Consider the following 18,336-nt stretch of genomic DNA (forward strand, 5'->3'; position numbering starts at 1 on the left):
CTCAGAAGTTAGCGTTTCAGGTACTGGTCAAAGTCAACATTGGACAGACCCACTACAGCTTGAGTACGGTTGTGGACCCCCAGCTTCTTCAAAATCGCCGACACATGGGACTTTACCGTGGTTTCCGAGATATTCAGATCATAGGCGATCTGCTTATTGGATGAACCCATGGCCATGGCTTTCAGCACCAGCAGTTGTTTGCGGGTCAGGGTGTAGAGCATCTCCGACGAGATCTGAGCTTCATGCTGACGACTCTTGGGCTGAACCGTCTCTGTGTCCGCCCGGATAATATCCGCTGGCAGATACACATTGCCTTCCAGAATCTGCTCGATGGCATTGCCTATCTCCTGTTTGGAGGAGGACTTGGAGACAAAGCCCACGGCACCATAGGTGATGGTTTGCAGAATAATTTTGCGATTGGTTTCTGCCGAGATAATGACCACTGGTACGGCAGGCGCAATATTGCGGATCTCAAGCAGGGTATTAAGCCCGCCGCTGCCGGGCATATTCAGGTCCAGCAGAATAAGGTCGAGATCGTCATGGCTTTGGATCATTGCCAGAGTTTGTTCCACGTCTTCTGCTTCGAGGATATTGCACTCCTCAAGACTGGTGTTGAGTACCAGAGAGACAGCTTCGCGGAACAGAGGATGATCGTCTGCGACCAGTATGTTTACCATTGTGTGCCCTCGCCCGTTATTGTTCACCCGTATCGAATTGATTTAACAAGGGTGATCTATGTCATTGTTTTAGTTCTGTTCATAACTTGCATCACAGATTGCTTAAATGTCAATCAGGCTTTGGCCGCAGGGTTATTCCTACTAAGGTATGACTTGAAACCGAGGTGGCTTTGACGCCACCTCTGACTGGTGACGACTTTAGAAGGTGACCACGGCGCCAATGGCGACAACGTCATTCTTTTCAATCAGGCCGATATGGCTTGGCCCTTCAGCTTCGGTGCGGTTGTACTCAGCGACCAGTGACAGGTACTGGTTAAAGCTGTGGAACCAGGCAAATGCCAGATTATCGTAGGTCAGGGTAGTGACATCCTGAGTGTCGACTTCGGTTTTGCCGTAGGACACCACAAAACGTTCGTCACCTATGCTGTAACTGCCCTGCACCAGATAGCCTTTGGATTCATTAATCTCATCGACAATGATGGTGTCCAGACCGGCTACTGTACCCAGACCTTCGGTGCTGAAACCGGATGCGTTAAGGGCGAACCCGGCAAAACCCACTCTCAGGCCACCGGCAAATCCATTGGAATCGGTGTCTTTGTTGCCATCTTCGGAACTTTGGGTCACCGCGCTGGCATAGGCTTTAAAGTTGGTGCTCTCTTTTTCCCAGTTGTAGGTCAGTTCAGTTTCAAATCTGGGCATATCTTCAGAGCTGGATGCGCTGCTCTTATTGGGGTCCATCACACCCACGGCCAGCTGGAATCCGCTGAAATCCGGAGTGCGGTAAGTGATTTGAGACTTGGGAAATGGATAGGTATAGCCAGAGCCGATATTACCGAAAGAGACGTTGCCACCATCGATCAAGCCGTAGTAGTCACTGGTCTGGCCGTGACCCAGGAGTAACTCATCGGTAAGGATATTGCTGCGCGAGAACAGACCAAAATCTTTACCCAGCAGTACCTGACCCCAGCTGCCATCAACCGTGGCATAGAACTGACGAACATCAATGCCTGAGCGGGTTCCCAGACCTTCGGCCCCACGGTGCAGGTCGGTATCGTTCAGCGTCACCCAGAAAGAGGCGCGGGCGCCAATTTTGAGGTCATTGACGCTGGTGTTGTAATTAAAGCCGATATAGTTGGGCAGGAAACCGATGCGGACTCTGGATTGATCGCGGCTCACCATGCCTGAATTGGGGTCGCTGGCATCTGCGAGTTTATCGTTGCTGGCGTTGGAGTAAAACACATTGACCAGCAGATCTGTGCTGACCGAATGAGTATCGTCTTCATAAAGTGTAATGGCGGCGTTAGCGCCCGAACTTATCAGCGCCAGACTTAATGGCAGCACCAGCTTGGTGTGAGTTTTCATGCTTATTATCCCCCTGGTTCAGAATTGTCATCCACTGGGATGGGAAGGCTGCATACACTCACTCTGGCGAACCCGCCGCAGGAGCAACCCCTACCTTTCTCAGTGGTGCTGCAATAAAAAATTCACAGCTGGATTTCATCCTATAGACTGACGCGGATAAGCCCCATGACGAATAAGCATGGAAAAATCTCATCCTTTGGCGGGGTGAACTTATGCAGGGGAGATAGCCACAGAATGGCTACCGGGGAGAGATTGAGGGCTCAGGGCAGAGGCCAGAACAGAGAGAAGCAGGTATTGCCCGGCTCGCTTTTAACCGTGACCTTACCAGAGGCTCTTTGCATGATGCGGGCAACAATCGCCAGCCCCAGACCATAGCCTTTGTCCTCATTGCGATTTTGCTTGCTGCGATAGTAGGGATCAAAAATCTTCTGCTGCTCTTCTGCTGGGATACCTACACCATCATCCGCCACCGAGACCTGCACCCTTTGATTATGTACTGACAGGGTGACCTGGATTTGCGTTTTGGCATAACGCTGGGCATTGGTGATCAGGTTCTGGATGGCACGTTCCATCAGAGCGGGTTCTCCATTGATAATCAATGAAGTAACTCCAGAGTCGAAAATCACCGGAGTGGCAGACAGGGGCTCGAGTCTCTGCACCAGCTGGCGACAAAGCACTACTAGGTCGGCCTCTTCATGCTGAATATCAGGACCGTTTGACTCCAGGCTGGCATAAGTCAGCATTTCTGCCAGCAAGGTATCTATCTCTTTGACATCCTCCCGCATATCCTGCAAAAAAGCGTCCCTGTCTTCAGCGGACTTTTCAGGCTTACAGTAGGAGGGCAGTAAAGCAATGGCAAATTTGAGCCGTGCCAACGGCGTGCGTATCTCGTGTGATACGGCATTGGACATATGCTTTTGATTTTCGATCAGCGTACTTATCTGACCCGCCATTTGATTGAAGGTATTACCCAGTTGCAATACCTGGGAGCTTTTGGGCAATTGTACCCGGCTGCGCCAGTTGGCCTTACCAAACTCAATGGCAACTTGCTCAAGAGATTTGATATCCCTGGACAAAGGGCGGATCCACAGCAGAATACCCAAGGCCAGCAACACATAAAAGGAGAGGGTGTAGGCTGCTTGCCAGTGGGCAAACTTATTAAGTTCGACCGGCCCAACCATCAGCACCTGATCATCTACTACCAGAAACTGACGTTGCTGATCCCGCTCGTTCACTGTGGTGAGTATTTTCCCCGGTTGCAACTCTTGCTCATTGTTGAGCGCGACGGCATTGCCGGGCAGCAGAACCATAGGCAGTTGATGTCGCAATACAGCTTGTTGCAGCACCTGTTCTCTCTGGGACTGAGGCAGTTGCGCCAGAGTATCAGCCAGGATCAATAAAGGAGCATGGTCGGCACTATGCTCCTTTATATTGGACTCCCAGAGCGTTTCCAGCGTCCAGCCGAGCCCGATGATGGTCAGGCTCATCAAAAGATACAGGCTGATAAACAGACGCCGCAAAGTCAGACTCCCAATCCCTCAGGGATTAGTTATTCCATGCTTCCGGAGCAAACAGGTAACCCTGTCCCCACACGGTTTTGATACGGAACGGCGTTTCGATATTGTCACCCAGCTTCTTACGCAGGCGAGAAATACGTACGTCGATCTTACGGTCCTTACCATCGAAGTCGATATTCAGCAGATACTGATAGATAAACTGACGGCTTAATACCTGACCGGCCTGGGAGGCCAGCAACCACAGCAGCTCGAATTCATGACTGGTGAGATCCACGGCTGTCTCACCCAGGCGAATAGTCTGGGAGTGTGGATCAATACTCAGCTTGCCAAAGTTCAGGCAGTGAGATTCGTTCTGATGCTGAGGCTTGGAGTGACGACGCAGCAGGTTGTTTATGCGGGCAACCAGGAGTGCGGGGTCAACAGGCTTGACGATATAGTCATCAGCACCCAGTTCCAGACCTTTAATCTGGTCTTCGTTGGTACCAAGGGCACTCATCAGCAGGATCGGGCCTGAGAAGTAGTCAGGCAGTTTTTCACACAGGGACAGGCCGTCCAGACCGGGCAGCATAATGTCCAACAGAATGATATCGGGTTTGTAACTGATAAGTCGGGTCAGCACGGTATCACCGCGACGTTCGACTTCTACATGCATTCCTTGCTCTTTGAGATAGTCCACAATCAGGTTAGACAGACGAATGTCATCTTCCACCAACAACACACGGTAGGGAGACTGAGGGGTTGTCATTAGAATAAACTCCAAGGGTTGCGATAACGCCGACGTTTTTGCGGTTCGCTGAGTTGAGTCACGCGAAATTTAGCATCGGCTATGATCCGGTTGGTTTCAGGGTCAACCATTTCAAACTGAATATCTTTATCTGTTGTTATATTTAGTGTCAGTGAATGTACCGCGTTTGAGTCGTTACACCAACGGGTAAACTGTGCGTTGTCCGACAAAATGCAGATGCGGTTGTGGGATGTACCCCGCCATTTGAGTTGCAGGTCCAGTTTACAGGGAGTTTCAGGCACAGCCACACATATTTGTGGCCATACCTCCAGTGTGGGTTTATCAGCGGGCAGCGAGTCGGCGTGAAGCATTGGAGAAAGCAATACCGACGCCAGCGCTAAATGCACTCGCACAAGGCATAGACTCAATCCTGAGCTTTTGTTCACGAATATCAAAACCTGTAGGCAGCGCCGAAAAATACACCAAAGCTATTGTCTTCCTTGAGTAGCGGACTATCTGCAATCCCTGCGCCGAAGCGAGTGTAACGACCCAGAAGCAATAACTCCAGCTTCTTGGTGATCGGATAGCTGAAATCCAGCTCGATGGTGGGGCTGAATGTCCCTCTTCCATCATAGGTTGGACTACCCCAGGAGGCTTCATCTGCTGAGATGCCATAATAGTAGTCCACCAGTTGGCTGCTTTTCCAATTCAGGCTCAGTGTTAAATCCACCCTGAGTTTCATTATTTGCCAGTAGTTGTACCAGGACAGCATAGCAATCTGGCCGTTATGTACATTCAAGATATCCTGCATAATGAGGGCGCGCCAATTACCCATAGAGGTATACCAGTTAACCTCGCCGCCACCCATATAGGTCAGTTTTCTGTCTTTCAAATTATAGGATGGTTCTGTTTCAGAAGACGCAGGTGTACGGGAAAACTTAGTACTCATGTCCGTTGCTGGCGCAGGACTACCACCGCTCAGCCCGCCGATGAACAGGTTGCTGGGATCCCAACGGTTAAACCAACCGGCATCGTCACCGAAGCCCCCGATCAGGTTGATACTGTAATCGTACCCGTCCCAGAGTGTGTAGCCGATGGCGCCGTTATCGAAAAATGCACGTTCACCATACCAGGCAACGCTGGGCAGCACATAAACCGGGATATCATCATAGTCGAACAAAGGATTGGACTTTTCTCCCCAGCCAACGGCAACGGCAAATTGCCACTGAGATGGAGACATGGGTTCACCAAGCGAGGAAACGCCTTCGCTGTCCGAAGAGGCAAAGCTCTTTGGCATCAGCAAGATAGAAAGTATCAGCAGTATTGCGCGCCAGCTCAGTGTCATCTGTCCGTCAATTTGAATAGGTTTTATTGCTTGAGAGATTAACAGAAAGGTTAGTTTCTGGCAGCGGGTTACACCTGAATTGATACAAAGTGATACCTGGGATGCTTAATTGTTGCAGCAAAAGGGGCGAAGAACGCCCCCCTTCCGGCTGAGATTTTAACCGACAGTAGTCCGGTTCTGAGTTAGCCAATACTCTCTTTCAACAAGTGCACCAGAGTATTCTGCTCTTCATCACTCAAGCGACTGCCCTCGCGGTTGGACACGGAGAACACATTGTCGGTTTTCTCTCCCAGGGTACTGATGCGGGCAGAGTGGATATTCAACTCCATCGCCTTGAACGCATCGGCGATGCGACTCATCACCTCTGGAGTTTCCAGCGCGGCAATATTCAGCAGAGTGCGGCTCGGACGGCGGGAGTTGAGGTACTCAACCTTGGGCACATTGTTAAAGGCGGCATGGCGACGCTTGGGCTTGGCTTTCGAGCCTGCGGGCTTACCCGCCAGCACCTGATTCAGACGATTTAACACCTGTTGACGACGGGTGTCGCTGAGCAGGGGTTCGTCGTTGTAATCCAGTATTTTAAGGGTCTCCAACACATAGCCATGTCGGGTCACGGAAATTTGCGCCTGTTTCACTGAGACCTTAAGACTGGCTAGGGTGTTGAACAGGCTGACAAATAGCCCAGGCTTATCTTTGGTGTAAACAAACAGGTCACTGCAGCCCTTGTAGACCTCACCATCGAGCAAGATCAGCGGTGATTCTCTGTCCTCATCATGGTAGCCGACTATGGCCTGGGTATAGCGGCAGATATCATTAGCGTCGGCATTGGAGAAGAAAGACAGAGGCATCTGCTTCCACAATTGTTTGAGGTTGTCTTCATCCAGGTTGGGGTCGGCGGCCAGCAACATCTCTTTGGCGTCGGCTTTGCGCTCACGGATTAAAGAGCGCATCTCCAGCATATTCTCAAGACCGCTGCGCAGTGCCCGTCTACAGGCCTGGAACAGATCGGCCAGCAAGGTCGCTCGCCAGTCATTCCACAAGTTGGAGTTGGTGGCCTGAATATCCGCTACCGTCAGACAATAGAGCATTTCCAGTCGGCTCTCGGTCTTCACCGCCTTGGCAAAGTTGCTGACCACATCCGGGTCATAAATATCCATACGCTGGGCGGTCATGGACATCAGCAGGTGATTTTCCACCAGCCAGCTGATGGTCTTAGCCTGGGAAGCTTTCAATCCATGGAAGCTGGCAAAGTGGGCGGCATCCACCGCGCCAAGTTTGGAATGGTCGCCACCACGGCCCTTAGCCAGGTCATGGTAAAGCGCGGCAAACAGCAAAGTGTCTTTGGTATCCAGGCCTCGATATATGGTGCCCACCAGTTTGATGCTCTTGTCCTCTTTACCCGCTTCAAACTGGTAGAGATTTTTCAGCAATCTGTGGGTGTGTTCATCCACTGTATAGGCATGAAACAGGTCAAACTGCATCTGGCCTACTATCTCCCGCCACTGGGGCAGGTAGGCGGCGAGCAAACCATATTGATGCATTAAGGTGATCGCCAGCCCCATGCCTCTGGGGTGACGGAACAGAGCGATAAACTCCTGACGGCAGGCATGGAAGTCCTGCAGGTCTCCCAACAAACGGCGTCTTACCTGACGCAGCAGACGCAGAGTTTCCGGCGCGATACCTTTGAGCTTGTCCTCATGTTCAGCGATAAGGCGGAACATAATCAGGATCTGTTTACGCTCGATAAAGACATCTTCGTCACGGGCACGGATAAGGCCGTTGTCTATCTCAAAATGTTCATTGAGCACCAGTGGCGATGAGGGTACCTCACTGGCCAGTACATTGTGCTCGAAGTGGGCCATCAACATCTGGTTCAATTCCCGTACCCGGCTCAGTGCCCGGTACAGCTGGCGCATCATTTTCTCAATGGCAGTATTGTTTTCACCACCAAAGCCCATACGACGGGCGACTTCCGACTGGTTTTCAATCTGCAGGCGGTTTTCGCTGCGACGCACGGCCATATGCAAAGCCCAGCGAACCCGCCAGATAAAGTTTTGAGCTTCCATCAATTCGGCGTATTCATCAGCAGTGAAGTAGCCCATCCTCCTCAGGGTTTGTTCATCCTGAGAGCCAAAATGTTTGTTGGCTATCCAACCCAGGGTCTGAATATCCCGTAAGCCACCCGGGCTGGTTTTCAGATTGGGCTCCAGGCTGAAACCACTGCCACTGGACTTGGTGTGGCGTCGGCTTTGTTCATCCTGTTTTAGTTTGAAAAAAGTGGCGCTGGAGTAGATATCCCGTTCAAGCAGGGTCGCTGAGATGATTTGGCTGTGTTCAGGATCGCCCGCCAGGCGGCGCATATCCAGCATGCTGGTGGCCGCGGTCACATCCTCGGCGCACAGGGACTTTGCCTGCTCAACCGAGAGCACCCCATGACCCAGGGTAATGTTGAAGTCCCACAGTGAGGTAATAAAGGATCTGAGCTTATCTTCCAGTTCCGGGCTTAAAGGGTCACGATGGAGTACACAGATGTCGATGTCAGAAAAGGGATGAAGAGTTCGGCGGCCATAGCCCCCGACGGCATTGAGAGAGAGGTCTGAATCTCCGAATCCATACTCTTGCCAAAGGGCGGTCAGCAGGCTGTCGAAGCAATCGGATCTGGCCTGCAATACCTCGCGGATTGCGTGATCTGCACAGTTATGGTCCAGAAACTCCAACTGATCCGCCAGCGCCTGTTTGATACCGCCGACGTCACTGCTTTGGGGCCAGTCGATACCATAGTGCAATCCGTTCATATTACTTCCCTTTGGTTTCTGCTCACGCCTTATTAGGTTAGGGAATAATCACTGCCGGAACAAGGTCAGCTCAGTATATCGCCACTGCAGACTGGCTTTTGGCTATATAAATTCAGTGGTTTGCATTCATCTTGAGAAATTGGAGTGATACATTGAAAGCTCAATTGGCGGTCGGTTCAGGCCTCCTGTTCCCATGCAAGGAGAGAAGTATGTTGAAAGTTATCCTGACTATGGTGTTGGCATTCTGGTCAATGGCCGGTTTTGCACAAACCCAGGGAACCCAGGAGGAGATTATTCAGGCCAATAAGGAGATTATGGAAAAGTCTCTGATGGAGCGTTACGTCATGGATGAGCTCAAAGCGCTTAGGCAAAACCAGCTGGATCTGGAGCGGCGCATGATTATTGAGATCACTGACCGCGAGCTGTCAGTGGCCGATAAATCCCTTAACTATGCCAATGTTACCGTGACCTACTTCTTCTACATTATCGCTGGTGTGGCTTCCATGATCGCCTTTATTGGTTGGCAGTCTTTCCGCGAGATTAAGGCCAACACCAACCGGTTGGCAGAGGAGCAATTGCAGGCGATTGCCGAGCAGTATGAGGCCAAGTTCAAGGAGCTGGAGCGGGAGCTTAAGCGCAAGACCCGCATTATTACCGAGAATAACCGCGAAATTGAGATCATCAACGAGGTGCATAACCTCTGGCTGAGGGCACAGGGGGCAGTGACACCTGAGCAGAAGATTGAGATTTACGACGAAATTCTTACCATCAGACCCGGCGACCTGGAGGCTTTGACCTACAAGGCGGATGCGGCCATGGAGATCCGTGAATTCAACTGGGCGCTGAGTCTGTGTAACCGGGTATTGGAAGTGGATAATGCCAACAGCCATGCTCTGTACCAAAGGGCCTGTGCTTTGGCATCCATGGGGGCGGATTCGCGGGCGATATCGGATCTGTCCCGGGCTATCTCTCTGGCACCTTCTTTCCGCGAACTGGCTCAGGATGAACCCGATTTCGACATGCTCAGAGGTAAGCCGGAATTTGAGCAGTTGCTGGAGTCAATCACCGAAGAGTGAAGCAGGCTTGATTTGAAAAATTAAACACCTGTCCATCTTTGTAACCGGCCCAAAAGGGTCGGTTCAGTTTCTGTACTACCTCATTGTAAATAACCACTTGCAGTGTGACGTATCTCACGCTCAGGCCTTTTCTTAGTGCTTGCCTGATCACCTTTTGTGATGCGGTTTTTACAGCTTTGTGATCATTCGCGCAGGCTGAAAATAACCTTTTGCTGACCCGCAATTTCCCTGATAGACTCCGCGCCCTTTGGCACCACTTCATGGACTGAGAATATGCCAATTCCGATGAATTTTGCAGTTGGTCGTCCGTGGTGGAGTCCGACTGTCAGTTGATTAAGCCTGATAGAGTCGAAAGATGAACAAATTGAACAAAGCTACCGGTGTATTGGCCGCTGGCTTCTTTATCAATATGTGTATCGGTATCCTGTACGCCTGGTCTGTATTCAAGCAGTCTCTGGTTGAGCAGGGTTGGTCCAATGCCGATGCTTCCATGCCTTACACAGTAGCGACTATCTGTTTTGCCCTGTCTCTGTTGGTTGCCGGTAACCTGCAGGACCGTATGGGTCCCCGTAAAGTGCTGATCCTGGGTACCATCATGGTTGGCCTGGGTATGATTATCTCCAGCTTTGCTACTTCTCCAATGACTCTGCTGCTGAGCTTCGGTGTGATCACCGGCTGTGGTATCGGTTTTGGTTACGCCTGTCTGTCTCCCGCGGCGATGAAGTGGTTCCACCCATCCAAAAAGGGTCTGGTTAACGGCCTGATTGCGGCCGGTTTTGGTCTGGCTGCCGTTTATCTGGCGCCGCTGACCTCAGTGCTGATCGAAGGTTTTGGTATCAATACCAGCTTCCTGATCCTGGGTCTGGGTGTGCTGGCTATTGCTGTACCTCTGGCCTGTACCATCAATAACCCACCTGCAGACTATGTGCCTGAAGCTCCGGCTGGTTACAAAGCCAAGAGTGGCAGCGCTGAAGTGAGCATGGGCTGGCGCGAAATGGTGAAGACTCCTCAGTTTTACTCTCTGTGGATGATGTATGCACTGGCGTCTTCTGCCGGCCTGATGGTTATCGGTAACATCACCTCTATCGCCGTGAAGCAGGCTAACCTGACTCAGGCTGCATTCTTGGTGGTTGTACTGGCTATCTTCAACTCTGGTGGCCGTGTTGCTGCCGGTATCCTGTCTGACAAGATCGGTGGCGTAAAGACTCTGCTGCTGGCCTTCATCATGCAGGGCGTGAACATGGCAATGTTCTCTACCTACGACAACGAAATTATGCTGATGGTAGGCGCTGCGCTGGCGGGTGTGGGTTACGGTACCCTGCTGGCAGTATTCCCTTCTATCACAGCCGACTACTATGGTCTGAAGAACTATGGCGGTAACTATGGCGTGCTGTACACCGCATGGGGTGTGAGCGGCTTTATCGGTCCTGTTGTGGCTGCAACTGCAGTGGACATGACAGGTAACTATGTGATGGCTTACACCATCTGCGCCGTTATGCTGGCCGTAGCTGTAGTACTGGCGCTGTTTACCAAACCAGTTACCGCTGACGACATTGCTGCTGAGCCTGTAGCAGCCTAATTGGAGTTTGGAGCAAATTTGCTTCTCTCCCAGGCACCCAGTTTGCTGTCTCTCCGCAGCTGCTGACAAAAAGTGGAAATAGACCAGGAATAGCTGGCGCTTAATCCGGGTCAGAAAAGGCCGTTGCAGTTTTGCAGCGGCCTTTTTTTCATTTCAGTAAAGCTAAATAAGCCGCCAGGGTGAAGCCCAGCAGTGCAAGGTAGTTGACCAGTATCAGGGGGTAACTGGATATTGGCAGACTGAGTCCTTGAAGACACATCAGTATCAGAAAACTGCTGAGCATCAATAGCAAACCCTGGTACCAATTGGCCGCGTAGAAGAAGCTGAGACAGATAAAGGTGGCAAACGCCAGTATGGTACCAAAGAAAAACAGAGGCATAAGAACGGCTTCAGCAGTCCCGGCCCAGGTCATACTCATGAAGTTGCCAGTTTTCCATTTGGGCTCAACCACAAAAAACCGAAACACAAAGGCCAGTATTGCCAACTGCAGATACCAGACGTAGCTTGCTGTAAAAAATGCTTTCATCGTTCCCTTTTTTGCTGTCTCTTTTTCCTCTCTTTACCCTGTCACAGTTTCTGCTTGAGATCATCTGACTGTGGTATGCCAATATGGTTTGAAAATCCCTGAAAGCAAAAAGCCATCCCGGAGGATGGCTTTGAAATGGATATTAGGATTTTATCTTGCCGCAGATAAAAGCGTTTGCCTCATCATTCAGTACCCGGCGGGACACATAGCTGCGACCTTTGCCGATATTGAGCAGGTAACCACGGTCGGTAGCGTCAATACTGTCTATCTGTTGCCAACGAATGGACTGGTTTACATAGTCTGAGCTGATGCGTATCCCGTCATCATCCAACTCGAAATTGACACTGTGATTGGCTGCCTTGCTCATGAGTTGGCGCCAAAGCCACCACGGACGGCGAAACTTAACACTGAGTCCTTCCACCGCTGCCAGACCGATAAACAGGTAACCGATCACGTCCTCAATCGGCATGGCAATCAATACGAAGCCGAAAACAACAAATCCCATGGCTTTGGCGTAAGGTCGCCAGCCTGGCTGTGGTTTGGCCGACTCATCGAAGCACTCTTCATAGTGGCTGCGGTCCAGCACGAACTCAGTTTGATAGTGAAATGGTTCACTCATAGCAAAATAAAAAGCTGATAGATTTTTGCCATTATATCTCCGACAGACTGAATTAGGCATTAAAGTCGGAATAACTGATAATCAGCGACAGTTAACGACACTCAGCGGATATTGGTGAATTGGAAAGTAAACGCGCACGGCTGGACAGATATCTGGCCAAAGCCCTGCAGATCCCCCGTAAACAGGTTCGATTGTTATTGATGTCTGGCAAAGTTGAGGTAGATGGCCAGCTTGCCAAAGATATGGACCTCTTGATAGATGAGTTCAATACCATCAGCTGTGATGGCAGGGTGTTGCAAGCCTGCTCGCCCAGATATTTTATGGTGCACAAGCCGGTTGGTGTGGTGTCTGCCACCAAAGATGATGAGCACAAGACAGTGCTTGAACTGTTGCCCGAAGCGGAGCGTTCCGGGTTGCATATCGTCGGTCGGCTGGATCTCAATACCTCAGGTTTATTGCTGCTGACCAATGACAGCCGTTGGTCCGAAGCGTTGATGCAACCCGGCGCCCACGTCTCCAAAGAGTATCTGGTCACTCTGGGTAACCCGCTGACGGAAGAGTATGCCCCGGCTTTTGCTGCCGGTATGTACTTCAGCTTTGAAGATATCACCACAGCCCCCGCGAGACTTGAGATGTTGGATAGCCATATTGCCAGAGTCGTGCTGACCGAAGGTAAGTACCATCAAATCAAGCGCATGTTCGGACGTTTTCGTAACCCTGTGGTGGCTTTGCATCGCAGTCGGGTCGGTGGTTTGAGCCTGGATGAAAACCTGGCTCCGGGTCAGTGGCGGGCGTTGACAGAGGATGAAGTACAGCTGGCGCTGCGGGATATTGGCTCATAAAAATATCGCTGCGACAATTGTTTGCTCCTCTAGCAACCTGCTTGGTATTATCCACCGGTACTGATCATCAAGCTGGGCAGCTTAGCTGCTGACGTGGCTTGCAAGATCAGTCTGACTTAGTCGGGGAGCCTGATGTCATTGAATGGCAGCAGGCTGAGACCGCTGTGCGGGACCCGTAGAACCTGATCCAGTTAATACTGGCGTAGGGAACTAAGCCCGGACACTGGAAAACCAGACTGAATGTGTCCGGATCTGCTTCCTTCTCTGCGCCCTTTGAGGGCAACTCTTTGAACACTCCTATTACCTTAACCATTGCCGGTAGTGACAGCGGCGGTGGGGCCGGCATTCAGGCCGATATCAAGGCGATTTCAGCCACCGGCGGCTATGCCTGCTCTGTCATTACCGCATTAACAGCGCAAAATACGCAGGGCGTCAGTGGTGTTTATCCTGTGGCACCTGACTTTGTGTGTCAGCAGCTGGACGCGGTGTTTTCCGATCTGGAAGTCAGAGCGGTCAAAATTGGCATGTTGGCAGACAGTGAGATCATCTCGGCTGTAGCGCACAAGCTCAGACAGTACAAACCCAGTTGGGTGGTGCTGGACCCAGTGATGGTGGCTACCAGTGGCGATCTGCTGCTTCAAACCTCAGCAATTGACACCCTCAAGCGTGAACTGTTGCCGTTGGCCAATATTATTGCGCCAAACCTGCCGGAAGCCGCGCAGCTGCTGGATCTGCCCGAGGTCACAGATCAGGCCGGAATATCCGCTATGCTGGATGCCTGTCAGACTCTGCTAACTCAGGCATCTCCACAAGTAAGCTCCCAGTCATTGTTGCTCAAAGGTGGGCATTTGCATCAGCAGCCCATGAGTCAGGACTGGTTGGTCACCCCCGCTGGTATTGAGTTGTTGCAGGCCCCCAGAGTATTGACTCGCAATACCCATGGGACAGGCTGCACTCTGTCGGCGGCTATTGCTTCCTATCTTGCCCAGGGAATGACCGTCAGCCAGGCGGTAACCAAAGCCAAACATTACCTTACTGAGGCATTGAAATGTGCTGACAAATGGCAGATAGGACTTGGGCACGGGCCAGTTGATCACTTTTTCAGCCTGCATAACTGAAACACACCACAGCCAGGATAGCTTGGCTAAACTTTATTGAGAGAAAGAGAGCCAGTCTGGATAAGAAGGAACGCTGAATGAAAGATCCCCGACAATATCTGGCCGATCAGCTTGCGCTGCTGAGGCAAACCCATCCTCTGGTGGTCAATATCACCAACTATGTAGTGATGAATAACACTGCCAATGCGCTGTTGGCGCTGGGAGCGTCTCCCATTATGGCTCACAGTCATGAGGAGATGGAGGAGATGCTGACGATCGCCGGCGCTTTGGTCATTAATATCGGCACCCTAGACAGACAATGGATCGCGCGAATGAAGCACGCTGCCCAATTGGCGGTACAGATGAACAAACCTTTGGTACTTGACCCGGTCGGTTGCGGCGCCAGTGAGCTGAGAACCCATACCAGCCGTGAGCTGTGTGAAATAGCCAAAGCCTTGGGGCCGAAATTTATCGTTCGTGGTAACGCCTCGGAAATTATGGCCCTGTCCGGTGAGATCCGCAGTACCAAAGGGGTCGACAGTTTAGAAACCAGCGACAATGCCCTGGGGGCCGCGATGGCGCTTTATCGTCAATATGGCTGTGAAGTGGTGGTATCCGGCGAAACTGACTATGTGGTGGGGCGGCGGATTTTTACCCTGCACGATGGTCATGACATTATGCCCAGAGTGACAGGCATGGGATGTACTTTCACTGCACTGACCGCAGCTTTTGCTGCCCAGCCTCAACAGGAATATCTCTCCCCCGGGCTGGCTTCTGCAGCTGTAATGGGCGTTGCCGGCAAGCTGGCTGCGGCTCAAAGTCAGGGGCCTGGCAGTTTTCAAATGCAGATGTTAGATGCTCTGTATCAGTTAACGCCTGAGCAGCTGGCGGCTTCAGTCACTGTGTCGGAGTTGTCATGAGCCCGGATTATCGTTTGTATCTGGTGACAGATGAGCGCCTCAGTGATGAAGCGCTTTGCCATGTCGTCACTCAAGCTGTTGAAGGTGGCGTAACCATGGTGCAACTGAGAGAGAAGCAGGGGAAACTCCGTCGGTTTATCCAGAGGGGGCAGTTACTCAAAACTATTCTGGCGGGCACAGAGGTACCTTTGATCATCAATGACAGGGTGGATGTGGCCCTTGCCATTAATGCTGACGGCGTACACCTGGGGCAGTCAGATATGCCTGCTGAAATGGCAAGGGAACTGCTGGGTCAAGATAAACTGCTGGGACTGACGGTTGAATCTATGGCGCAGTTGGAGCAGGCTCAGAGTCTGCCGGTGGATTATCTGGGGATCAGTACTGTGTTCGCTACGCCAACCAAAACTGATACCTGTTTTGAATGGGGTATAGCGGGGCTGGAGTTGGCGCAGAGTTGTTCTCGTTTACCCCTGGTGGCAATTGGCGGAATAGATCTGGCCAATATCGAGCAGGTCAAGGCGACCGGGGTAGCGGGAATTGCTTTAGTATCTGCAATTTGTGGTGCGGCGGAACCTCGTCTTGCTGCCCGGGAACTGCTGGCAAGGATATAAACCTGGTCTACGCTTATATAGATAGCAAGGGACAGGGAAGTTGTTATGCGGGCACCGGAAAAGCCGGAAAATGAAGTTGAGCGATTGCAGACGTTAAGGGCGTTGGGATTGTTGGATACCCCGCCCGAAACCAGATTTGATGCCATTACCAGAATGGCAAAGTTGATGTTTGATGTACCTACCACGGTGATCTCTCTGGTGGATGAAGACCGTCAATGGTTCAAATCCAAACAGGGAACTCACCTGACCGAAACTCCCAGAGATATTTCTTTCTGTGGTCACACTATTCTGGGGTCGGACATTTTCGTTGTCTCTGATGCAATAGATGACGACAGATTTGTCGACAATCCTCTGGTTGTTGGTGAACCGGGAATTCGTTTCTATGCCGGCTGTCCTATCCAGGCTCAGGATGGTTGTGTTCTTGGCACCCTTTGTCTGATCGATGTGAAGCCCAAGGACTTATCGGCCAAAGAGCGCCAGATTCTTAAGTCCATGGCGTCACTGGTGGAGTGCGAACTTGAAACCTTGCAAACGGCCCACCATGATGAGCTGTCCGGTTTGGTCAATGGGCGGGGCCTGGTTTTGCTGGGGGAACACTGCACTAAGCTGTGTCATCGTTCTGGCATCAATCTGACTATGCTGCTGTTCGATATCGATAACTTCGATGCGTTCAATGAAAGCTATGGCGAGGATATCGGCGACCTGGTGTTGATGGATTTTGCCATGTTGCTCAGAAAGGTGTTCCGGGAGTCTGATCTGCTGGCCCGCACCGGGGATGACGAGTTTGTGGTGCTGTTGGCCAACGCAGATAATGCCAAAGCAGGTTTGGCGTTGGAGAGATTCAGGCTGGCGGTTCATGACTATAATCGCCGCCAGAATCGTACCACCCATCTGAAGTTCACTTCGGTAGCGGTCGAGCTGGATCATGGCCACCATGGCGATATTGAAGCTTTGTTGGCGGATGCCTGGAGTCGGATGGCTAAACTGAGTTAAAAAACGCGGCAACTGCCGCGTTTTTTTATGACTGTACTTATGCCTGAGTTTTCTGCATCTGCAGCAGCCACTTGCCATAGATATAGATACCCACGGCAGAGATAGAACCAATAGCGGCAATGATGTACCAGGCCATACCGATATTATGAGCGTTGTATAGCGTCTGAGTCAGTTGCTGAGCGCTCTCGCCCGTATAGCTCACCAAAGTCGTAAAGGCTTCGCCCTGGGGAATTGCGGCAACTTCTGTCGCGCTCATGCCTTCCTGTTCAAGCATCTGGCGGGAGAAGTTTTCCTTGGAGGCATAGTGCTCATAAAGTTTGGGACCAAAGTAACCCTCCAGACCCCAGCCGATACCCTGAGGCAGCATCACAAAGCCCAGATACATGGCTTTTTTGCCTTCGGGGGCAATATTGCCCATGAACTCATTCTTTTTGGGAGAGATCATCATCTCACCCAGAGAGAACATGGCAATCGCAAGCACTATCATCCAGGCGGCATTGGTATAACCGATCAGCACAAAGGCAAAGATACTCAGCAGACAGCCGCCCAGCATCGCCGTGGTGATACGGTACTTGGCCGTCAGGGCGGCGACCAGGAAGCAGGTGGTCATGATCATACCTGCATTGAGGTTCAGCATGCCCTCTGGCATCACCTTGGTGCCTTCGTTGTTCAGGCCCAGCCAGAACTGCAGAATGCCATTGCTGGTGCCCTCAGGACCAAACAGGCTGGTCACAATCACACTGGTGTCCACCCATTCAGAGATATGAATAGGCAGTACATCGAACAGTGCGTTGAACAGGAACCAGAAGCCGGAAAACACCAGCATATAGTAGATGACGACAGGCTTTTTCAGTTCATGCCAGGCGTCTTTCCACAGTGCTTCCTGTTGGATCTCACCAGACTTAATTTTGGCGGCGCGTTCCAGCCGCTCCTCTTTACCTGGCTCTTTATAAGCCAGCAGGAACAGGAAGTTGAGAGAGATAATGGCTGCGCAGGCGTAGAACACATTGTCCCAGGACAGCTGACGCATATGCACCGCGACCAATGGGCCAAGGAAGCCACCGATATTCACTACCTGGTAGAAGATCCCCCAGGCCATGGAGGAGTTATCCCGTCGGGTCGCCAGTACCAGAGTGCCCTGAATCCCGGGTTTAAAGATACCCGTACCGGCTGCCAGTAACATGGCGCCACCCAGGAAGCCCCAGAAGCTTGGGAAGAAAGCCATACACAGGTAACCGGCTATCTTGATAATGGTGGAGGCAAAGATAGTCTCTTTATATCCCACCCGGTCAGAGATGCCGCCGGTAAACACAGGGATAAAGGTTTGCAGGATTGCCCACACTGAAATGATGATACCGTAGTCAGACAGTGTGATACCAAGACCACCTTCAGACACAGGGGCTTTAGCGTACAGACCGGCACTGGCTTTTACGCCGTAATAGGCGATTCGCTCTACCAGTTCCATACCGCCAACCAGCCAGAACACATAGCTCAGACTGGCAATGGAGGCCCACATCCCCAGTTGTTTGACCTCCCGCAGATCGTTGTCTGCAAGATTATTGTTGTTAGCCATACCCTTCCTTTGATTATTATTTTTTTGTTTATGGTTTTTCTAAATTTTGCACCGCTTAAGTTAAGCGATGTAGCGCAGCG

At 51.4% G+C, this 18,336-nt stretch carries 17 protein-coding genes and 1 riboswitch; of the genes, 7 read left to right on the forward strand and 10 right to left on the reverse strand.

Going from position 1 to position 18,336, the window contains the following annotated elements; all coding sequences use genetic code 11:
• Positions 1 to 8: 8 nt before the first annotated feature.
• The 7 genes from L2725_RS02985 to glnD form a co-directional block, all read right to left on the reverse strand.
• Positions 9 to 677 carry a response regulator transcription factor gene (locus tag L2725_RS02985; RefSeq protein ID WP_115135422.1) on the reverse strand — a complete coding sequence of 223 codons (669 nt, stop codon included), beginning with the start codon at positions 675 to 677 and terminating at the stop codon, positions 9 to 11.
• A gap of 198 nt (positions 678 to 875) precedes the next feature.
• Positions 876 to 2,039: a porin gene (locus tag L2725_RS02990; protein WP_115135421.1), complete on the reverse strand. Its 1,164-nt coding sequence runs from the start codon at positions 2,037 to 2,039 to the stop codon at positions 876 to 878.
• Between the two features lie 260 nt (positions 2,040 to 2,299).
• The gene (locus L2725_RS02995) at positions 2,300 to 3,559 is read right to left on the reverse strand and encodes an ATP-binding protein (RefSeq protein ID WP_249247580.1); all 1,260 of its coding nucleotides are present in this window, start codon (positions 3,557 to 3,559) and stop codon (positions 2,300 to 2,302) included.
• Between the two features lie 25 nt (positions 3,560 to 3,584).
• The gene (locus tag L2725_RS03000; protein WP_115135419.1) at positions 3,585 to 4,301 is read right to left on the reverse strand and encodes a winged helix-turn-helix domain-containing protein; all 717 of its coding nucleotides are present in this window, start codon (positions 4,299 to 4,301) and stop codon (positions 3,585 to 3,587) included.
• Positions 4,301 to 4,693, reverse strand: a complete 393-nt coding sequence (locus L2725_RS03005) for a DUF3019 domain-containing protein (RefSeq protein ID WP_249247581.1) — start codon at positions 4,691 to 4,693, stop codon at positions 4,301 to 4,303. Before L2725_RS03005 ends, L2725_RS03000 begins: the two co-directional genes overlap by 1 nt.
• 38 nt (positions 4,694 to 4,731) lie before the next feature.
• Positions 4,732 to 5,625 carry a MipA/OmpV family protein gene (locus tag L2725_RS03010; protein WP_249247582.1) on the reverse strand — a complete coding sequence of 298 codons (894 nt, stop codon included), beginning with the start codon at positions 5,623 to 5,625 and terminating at the stop codon, positions 4,732 to 4,734.
• A 182-nt stretch (positions 5,626 to 5,807) separates the two neighbouring features.
• Positions 5,808 to 8,420, reverse strand: coding sequence for a [protein-PII] uridylyltransferase (glnD, locus tag L2725_RS03015; protein ID WP_249247583.1), 2,613 nt, complete (start codon positions 8,418 to 8,420; stop codon positions 5,808 to 5,810).
• 209 nt (positions 8,421 to 8,629) lie between these two features.
• On the opposite strand from glnD, the gene L2725_RS03020 reads away from it, so the two are divergent.
• Both L2725_RS03020 and L2725_RS03025 read left to right on the forward strand, forming a co-directional pair.
• Positions 8,630 to 9,496: a TPR end-of-group domain-containing protein gene (locus L2725_RS03020; RefSeq protein WP_248934380.1), complete on the forward strand. Its 867-nt coding sequence runs from the start codon at positions 8,630 to 8,632 to the stop codon at positions 9,494 to 9,496.
• Between the two features lie 355 nt (positions 9,497 to 9,851).
• Positions 9,852 to 11,075 carry an L-lactate MFS transporter gene (locus L2725_RS03025; RefSeq protein ID WP_248934381.1) on the forward strand — a complete coding sequence of 408 codons (1,224 nt, stop codon included), beginning with the start codon at positions 9,852 to 9,854 and terminating at the stop codon, positions 11,073 to 11,075.
• A gap of 148 nt (positions 11,076 to 11,223) precedes the next feature.
• Here the strand turns inward: L2725_RS03025 and L2725_RS03030 are convergent, their stop codons facing one another.
• Together L2725_RS03030 and L2725_RS03035 are read right to left on the reverse strand one after the other, a co-directional pair.
• Positions 11,224 to 11,601 carry a hypothetical protein gene (locus L2725_RS03030; protein ID WP_249247584.1) on the reverse strand — a complete coding sequence of 126 codons (378 nt, stop codon included), beginning with the start codon at positions 11,599 to 11,601 and terminating at the stop codon, positions 11,224 to 11,226.
• 142 nt (positions 11,602 to 11,743) lie between these two features.
• A complete protein-coding gene (locus L2725_RS03035; RefSeq protein WP_249247585.1) occupies positions 11,744 to 12,220 on the reverse strand; it encodes a YcxB family protein in 477 nt (158 codons plus the stop codon).
• A gap of 119 nt (positions 12,221 to 12,339) precedes the next feature.
• Between L2725_RS03035 and L2725_RS03040 the strand changes: the two genes are divergently transcribed.
• From L2725_RS03040 to L2725_RS03060, 5 genes are all read left to right on the forward strand, one after another.
• Positions 12,340 to 13,062 carry a pseudouridine synthase gene (locus L2725_RS03040; RefSeq protein ID WP_249247586.1) on the forward strand — a complete coding sequence of 241 codons (723 nt, stop codon included), beginning with the start codon at positions 12,340 to 12,342 and terminating at the stop codon, positions 13,060 to 13,062.
• 111 nt (positions 13,063 to 13,173) lie between these two features.
• A riboswitch (TPP riboswitch) is annotated at positions 13,174 to 13,288 on the forward strand.
• A gap of 61 nt (positions 13,289 to 13,349) precedes the next feature.
• The gene (gene thiD / locus L2725_RS03045; protein ID WP_249247587.1) at positions 13,350 to 14,180 is read left to right on the forward strand and encodes a bifunctional hydroxymethylpyrimidine kinase/phosphomethylpyrimidine kinase; all 831 of its coding nucleotides are present in this window, start codon (positions 13,350 to 13,352) and stop codon (positions 14,178 to 14,180) included.
• A 77-nt stretch (positions 14,181 to 14,257) separates the two neighbouring features.
• Positions 14,258 to 15,079, forward strand: a complete 822-nt coding sequence (thiM, locus tag L2725_RS03050; protein WP_249247589.1) for a hydroxyethylthiazole kinase — start codon at positions 14,258 to 14,260, stop codon at positions 15,077 to 15,079.
• The gene (thiE, locus tag L2725_RS03055) at positions 15,076 to 15,690 is read left to right on the forward strand and encodes a thiamine phosphate synthase (RefSeq protein ID WP_249247590.1); all 615 of its coding nucleotides are present in this window, start codon (positions 15,076 to 15,078) and stop codon (positions 15,688 to 15,690) included. The genes thiM and thiE overlap by 4 nt, the downstream gene beginning before the upstream one ends.
• Before the next feature lie 45 nt (positions 15,691 to 15,735).
• On the forward strand, positions 15,736 to 16,683 hold the full coding sequence (locus tag L2725_RS03060) for a sensor domain-containing diguanylate cyclase (RefSeq protein ID WP_249247591.1): 948 nt from the start codon (positions 15,736 to 15,738) through the stop codon (positions 16,681 to 16,683).
• Between the two features lie 37 nt (positions 16,684 to 16,720).
• Here L2725_RS03060 and L2725_RS03065 read toward each other — a convergent pair whose 3' ends face one another.
• A complete protein-coding gene (locus L2725_RS03065; protein WP_249247592.1) occupies positions 16,721 to 18,256 on the reverse strand; it encodes an MFS transporter in 1,536 nt (511 codons plus the stop codon).
• Positions 18,257 to 18,336: the final 80 nt, after the last annotated feature.

It is taken from the genome of Shewanella corallii (assembly GCF_023349125.1).
Lineage (GTDB): Bacteria > Pseudomonadota > Gammaproteobacteria > Enterobacterales > Shewanellaceae > Shewanella > Shewanella corallii.